Origin of the sequence: Parashewanella hymeniacidonis (assembly GCF_016900895.1) — a bacterium.
GTDB classification, from domain to species: domain Bacteria; phylum Pseudomonadota; class Gammaproteobacteria; order Enterobacterales; family Shewanellaceae; genus Parashewanella; species Parashewanella hymeniacidonis.
In genome coordinates this window covers 1-6222 of record NZ_JAFEUN010000166.1, presented here as the reverse complement: position 1 = coordinate 6222, position 6222 = coordinate 1, and the positions used below count along the sequence as shown (strand labels likewise).

General features: G+C 38.8%; 5 protein-coding genes. 3 read left to right on the top strand and 2 right to left on the bottom strand.

The window, feature by feature from the left end; genetic code table 11:
• The first annotated feature begins 410 nt into the window (after positions 1-410).
• The 3 genes from JQC92_RS20515 (at position 411) to JQC92_RS20505 (ending at position 3436) form a co-directional block, all read left to right on the top strand.
• Positions 411-893 carry an acyl-CoA thioesterase gene (locus JQC92_RS20515; RefSeq protein ID WP_205001398.1) on the top strand — a complete coding sequence of 161 codons (483 nt, stop codon included), beginning with the start codon at positions 411-413 and terminating at the stop codon, positions 891-893.
• A gap of 117 nt (positions 894-1010) precedes the next feature.
• Positions 1011-2561 carry an FGGY-family carbohydrate kinase gene (locus JQC92_RS20510; protein WP_205001397.1) on the top strand — a complete coding sequence of 517 codons (1551 nt, stop codon included), beginning with the start codon at positions 1011-1013 and terminating at the stop codon, positions 2559-2561.
• Positions 2561-3436 (top strand): NAD(P)-dependent oxidoreductase, encoded by an 876-nt coding sequence (locus JQC92_RS20505; RefSeq protein WP_205001396.1) that lies wholly within the window; start codon positions 2561-2563, stop codon positions 3434-3436. The genes JQC92_RS20510 and JQC92_RS20505 overlap by 1 nt, the downstream gene beginning before the upstream one ends.
• Before the next feature lie 39 nt (positions 3437-3475).
• On the opposite strand, the gene cdd is transcribed toward JQC92_RS20505, so the two are convergent.
• The gene (cdd, locus tag JQC92_RS20500) at positions 3476-4369 is read right to left on the bottom strand and encodes a cytidine deaminase (RefSeq protein WP_205001395.1); all 894 of its coding nucleotides are present in this window, start codon (positions 4367-4369) and stop codon (positions 3476-3478) included.
• Between the two features lie 134 nt (positions 4370-4503).
• Complete coding sequence (gene sbcB / locus JQC92_RS20495) at positions 4504-5913, bottom strand: exodeoxyribonuclease I (protein ID WP_205001394.1); 1410 nt, start codon at positions 5911-5913, stop codon at positions 4504-4506.
• Positions 5914-6222 lie beyond the last annotated feature (309 nt).

Sequence of the window (6222 nt, the reverse complement as noted above, 5' to 3'; positions counted from 1 at the left end):
ATCTAATGGAATACTTCTAATTTCTGCGGCTGTAATCATAGAAAGACTCAGAAACTGAATAAGTAGGTAATTATGCTTAAAATGTCACCGTTCGTCTGTGATCTATTCGCTATTATTTTGTGACCTATTCGCTATATGTGTTGTGATCTTTCTACCTAGGTTTCCTGTGAGTAATTATTGTTGAATGTTAGGAGATCTCAGTGCGAAATGTCAGTTATAAACTAAACATGCCCAAGTTTGTATCAAAAAATAGCAATAGTTTACTTTTGAAGATATTTACAAATTCTTGCCAATTTTAATTTGCAGTCCCTTATGTGCAATCCAAAAAAAATAGAAAAAATTAAAGCTACTTAGTTTTACTTTTTTCACCTAAACTCAAAAAGTGATCAATATTGACAAAAGGATGGAAAATGGAAGGTCAAGAACGTGAAATGAGTTTGAGGTTTCTTGCTGAGCCCGCTGATGTGAACTTTGGTGGTAAAGTTCATGGTGGTGCTGTAATGAAATGGATTGATTTAGCGGCTTATGCCTGTGCGGCGCAGTGGAGTGGTAAATATTGTATTACAGCTTATGCTGGAGGCATTCGCTTTGTCGAGCCTATTCATGTAGGTAATATGATAGAAGTTAATGCTAAGGTCCTCTATACCGGAAGAACTTCTATGCATATCGGTATTGATGTTCGAGCTGGAGATCCAACTGAAACGGATAAATATCTGAAAACCCATTGTTTGGTGATAATGGTTGCGGTTAATGCTGATGGTAAATCGACGCCGGTTCCTCAATGGGAGCCTGAAACAGAACATGACATTTACCTCAGGGACTCTGCAATTAGACTGATGGAAATGCGCAAAAAGATTGGCGCAGAAATGGAATCATTTGTTCATGAAGCTTAATGTTCTTATCTAGCGTTTAAAATAGTTACTCTTCTTTTCCTTCTTCTATGTGGTTTCAAGTTTATCTAATGGTAGACTTGAGACTATGTAACTTCTTTGTCACAAATATAATAATAAATGAATGTTAAGCACTTTCTGGCTTTGGATTATGGAACTCAAAGTGTCAGAGCTATCATATTTGATAAAGCGGGAAAAGCGCTTTATCAATCTCAAATTAAAGTAGAGCCATTTGTTGATGGCGAAAAGGGTTCTGCCGAGCAAAATCCTGAGTATTGTTATCAAAAGCTTGTTGAATCTGTCAGGCGTTTACTTACTGCAAATAATATTGATCCTTCTTTAATTACGTCAGTAGCACTAACAACTCAACGAGCTTCAAGTGTATTGCTTGATAATAAGCATAAACCGATATCTCCAATTTTCATGTGGTCAGACACAAGACTCGCTGACGAAACCAAACTGTCGACGATGAGTTGGTATTTTCGTTTGGCTTTCAAAGTCGTTGGCATGACCAGTCGAATTACCTTTTTAAGAAAGGCAGCTAAGGTAAATTATTTAAAAGAACATAAACCAGAACTCATTGATTTTGCAGATAAAGTTGCTTTATTTAGTGGTTATTTGACACATAAGATTTCAGCAAAGCTTATTGATAGCATTGCAAGTCAAGTAGCTTATTTACCATTTGATTACCAGCGTTTAGCTTGGGCGGAATCGCTAAGTTGGCGTTGGCAGGCATTAGCTTGCAATCGTAAGCAGATGGTTGATTTAGTACCCGCAACCCATTTTATTGGCAACATATGCGCTAATTTTGCGAAAGACACGGGACTGGAGCCGACAACCAAAGTTTATACGGCTGGCGGTGATAAAAATTGTGAGATGTTCGCTGGAGGTTCTGGTGAACGAGGGATTGCCAATGTAAGTTTAGGCAGTGCTGCAAGTATCAGTATAGGACTCGATAACTACCAAGAAACCTTTCGCTATATGCCTTCTTTCCCTTCATTGCTTGAGAATCAACATATTAATGAAGTTCAGCTGGAAAGAGGATTTTGGCTACTGACTTGGTTGATAGATGAGTTTGGTAAAGAAGATAAAGACAAAGCAAGATTGCTTGGTAAAAGTGTTGAAGAATACATTTGCACCGAAATCGAAAATATTCCAGCTGGTTCAGAAGGTCTAATGCTCAGTCCAACGTGGTCGCAAGGTGTTATTTTCCCTGGCCCTGAAGCTAAAGGAAGTATTGTAGGCTTTACGCCAAAGCATACTCGTTTTCATCTCTATCGTGCAGCGATAGAAGGCGTATTATTTACGTTAAAGGCCGCATTAATCCGATTGGAAAAGAAACATAATTTTCCAATTGCAGTGGTTAGAATTACTGGCGGTGGCAGCAAAAGTGAACAGGTGTTACAAATGGCTGCAAACATTTTTAATCGACCTGTCGAAACTATTGATGTGGATGAAGCTTCTGCATTAAGGGCAGCAATGTGCTGTGCTGTTGGAGAAAAAGTATACCCTGATCTTGTATCTGCCAGAGATAACATGGTTAAAATTAAAGAACGCATTCAACCGGAGCAAAGTGTTTCTGATCAATATCAGAGTTTATACTCGGCACACAGCAAAATTTATGGCAAGTTAAAACCAATTTTTAAAGAATTGGTCACTAGGGGATTTTAATGGCAAAAGTCGCATTTATAGGTTTAGGTGTAATGGGTTATCCAATGGCTGGCTTCCTAAAAAAAGCTGGACATGAAGTCACTGTATATAACCGAACAACATCCAAAGCTGAAACTTGGGCAAGTGAGTTTGGTGGTACTTTCTCTCTCACACCTAAAGACGCTGTAAAAGGCTGCGAGTTTGTTTTTTCTTGCGTTGGCAATGATGACGACTTAAGACAAGTTGTACTTGGTGACAACGGAATCCTGCAAGGCTTAGAACCTGGCTCTACACTTATTGATAACACCACGGCATCAGCCGAAGTTGCTCGAGAGTTATATTCTGTTTTAGCGGGAAAAAACATAGGCTTTTTAGATGCTCCGGTATCAGGTGGTCAAGCTGGTGCTGAAAGCGGTGCATTAACGGTAATGGTAGGTGGCGATCAAGCTATCTTTGATAAAGCTCAACCTATCATTATGGCATTTTCCCGTTGCGCAGAACGGATTGGTGAAGCGGGTGCTGGACAGCTTGCAAAAATGGTGAATCAAATCTGTATTGCAGGTGTTGTGCAAGGATTGGCTGAAGGCTTAAATTTTGCAAAAAATGCGGGTCTAGATGGGGAAAAGGTTGTGGAAGTCATCAGCAAAGGTGCTGCTCAAAGCTGGCAAATGGAAAACCGATATCAAACCATGCTAAAAGGTGAGTATGACTTTGGCTTTGCTGTAGACTGGATGCGTAAAGATTTAGGTATTGCATTAGATGAAGCGCGTAAAAATGGCAGTGCATTACCATTAACCGCTATGGTTGATCAGTATTATCAAGAAGTACAAAACATCGGCGGTCGCCGATGGGATACATCAAGTCTAATGGCAAGATTAGAATCTTATAAGAAGTAAATTAAAGGCGAGGGTCGATGACTCTCGCCTTAATTATATTTAACCTTCAAGCTCGACAACAACATGTTCTAATTCGACAGACGTCAGATCATGCAGTGCATTTAAACTCGCATTAGCCAAACTGATTTTTCCTTCAGCAGACTCGACTAAAACAGCTCGCTTTATTTCACTGTATTGACGATTGTGTCTTACTAGATTTGTCAGCGCCATTTGCATTGGCTGCATTGATGGATTAAAAGCAGCATTCTCAGCATATCGACCTGAATACAGTGAGCCATCCTCTAATTCAAGTGTTACCGCACAGTAATTCTTACTGTATGGTGCATAACTTTTATTAGCTTGATGGGTTGCTTCTAAAACGACGGGATCCTCACTTACTAATTTCATTTGTACAGCTTCAGAAACTAATAGAGGCGTAGTTATATTTAAGTCTTCAGGTCCAAACGCATACGGTAAGTAATACGATAAAGGCTGAGTTTCTTGTTCTGGTAAATGAATTCGAATATTTTGGCTTTCGACAAGTTCATTAATGAACTGACGGCAATGACCACAAGGACTGTAATTGACAACAATATCGGTAATGTGGCGTTCGCCCAGTAACCAAGCATGGCTAATGGCACTTTGTTCTGCATGAACAGAGTGACCAAGTGCTTCGCCTGGTAACTCTAAGTTCGCTCCCATATAAATGTCGCCACTTGCTCCACGAGCAATAGCACCGACGTAAAACTCACTGATTGGTGGATTAGCCAAAGCAGCAGCAACAGGCAACATCGCCATCAGTAGTTCATGCTCTTGCAAACCACAGATGCGTTGAAGTTGTTCTACTTGTTTAGCGTCAAAATGTCCTGAAAATTCATCATCCAATAGCGGCACTAGCGCTTGTGCCAATAAAGGTGGCAATTGGGCAATGCTTTGAACAAATCTATCTTGCATGTCCCTTGTCCTCAATTTTTATGTTTATGGAGCTCGATTCTAAATAAGATCAAATTAAGATAATGCGATTAGCCTCTCATTTATCTATTGTTTTTCTTAATTATTAAGCGTTTGTTAGTCATTTAACCATAAATTTACAAAGACTGTAAGTAACTGCATAATGCGGCTAATAATTTCTGTTTATTTTCATCTGATTCAGTGTCATGAAGTAAGTTTTCAATTCTAAGAATATAATCTGGATCATTAAGCTTCGCTTGGCAAAAATCCTTCCACTTGATTGCTTCATCGCTGCTTAACGTTTCAGGGTAATTACGAGCTCGATAACGAAATAGCATTTTCTCAAGACGTGGATCTTCAAAACTCAACTCTAATGCGGCAAGATTTTGTGGAGTGGTTTGACGAACGATTGAGATTTTATTTTTGTCAGCTTGACTGAAAAAACCACCAGAATAAAGAGATTCATCGGGATCAACTTCTGCATCATTAGTAAAATGACTCTCACTAAATAACGCTGTTAATTTTTCTCTGATATGCGGATTTTGTTTTAGCTTTTTATATTGCTCTCTAGCAAAGGCGATATCTATGTCTAGACGGTCAGCATTTTCTTCATTCAGAGTTTTAGCTGTTGTGACAAAAGGGCATTTATTTACGTGTATTTGCTTAACGGGAATAGGTAATTCCTCTTCACTCAGTTCCGCTCTAGATGTATACATACGAGAGCGAATATCGTCAACGTCTAAATCGATAAGCGGTTGAATGTCCATTGCTAAATTAACGCAAATAATGGCATTTTTATTATCTGGATGGTGAGCGACAGGTGCAATGAGTGTAGTACAGCCATGTTTAGCAGGAATTTTAGAGCTTACATGTACTAATGGCTGCATATTTAATACATCCACCTGAGCCGAGACGGCTTGTTTACGACGTAAGTTGAAATAGTAAACGTATAACTTTGGCTGTTTATCTTTAATGAGCTTTGCAAATGCAATGGTCGCTTTAACATCTGAAACTGCATCATGGGCACTTTCGTGTGAAAGCCCATTCTCAGCAGTTAATCTCTCAAGCTTAAAACTTGGGCTGCCATCTTCATTGGTAGGCCAGTTAATTCCTTCAGGGCGAAATGCGTAACATGCTCTGGCTAAATCAATGATATCCCAGCGAGAATTATTGTTTTGCCATTCGCGTGCATATGGGTCAATGAAATTTCTAAAAAAACCATAGCGGCTCACTTCATCATCAAATCGGAGTGAGTTGTAGCCAACGACACAAGTATTAGGCACGCTGAATATTTGATTAATGCGTTGCATAAACTCGGCTTCAGGTATACCGCGAGTATTTGCGATTTGTGGAGTGATGCCGGTAACAAAAATGGCTTCAGGCTGAGGTAGATAATCGGGTGATAGTTTACAGTAAAAGCTAATTGGTTCTTCAATGATATTTAAATCTAAATCAGTACGAATACCTGCAAATTGAGATGGTCTGTCCTTTGCTGGGCGAGCTCCAAAAGTCTCGTAATCGTGCCATAGCAAACTTGGTTTTTCCATGGTTTCGCCTTAAATTGTTTATTTGGTGGTTATTTTCATGGGTTAAACTTTACTTATTATGATTTTTAACCAATATTTTCTTATGTTTTTAAATTTAAAATTAATTTACTTATTATAGTCTTATAGGTGTATAAGTATTACTTATATCCACCTCTTTGAATATATATTTGTAAATTGTCTAATTTACAGGGCAACCGCGTGAGTGTTTAAATTTTACTCACCTCTGTTAGGCCAGCCTTCAAAACTTTTTCAAGATAACCTGTTTTCATCCAAGCTCGCTTTCTTTTTGTCGGGATGCTGACTTTTGTT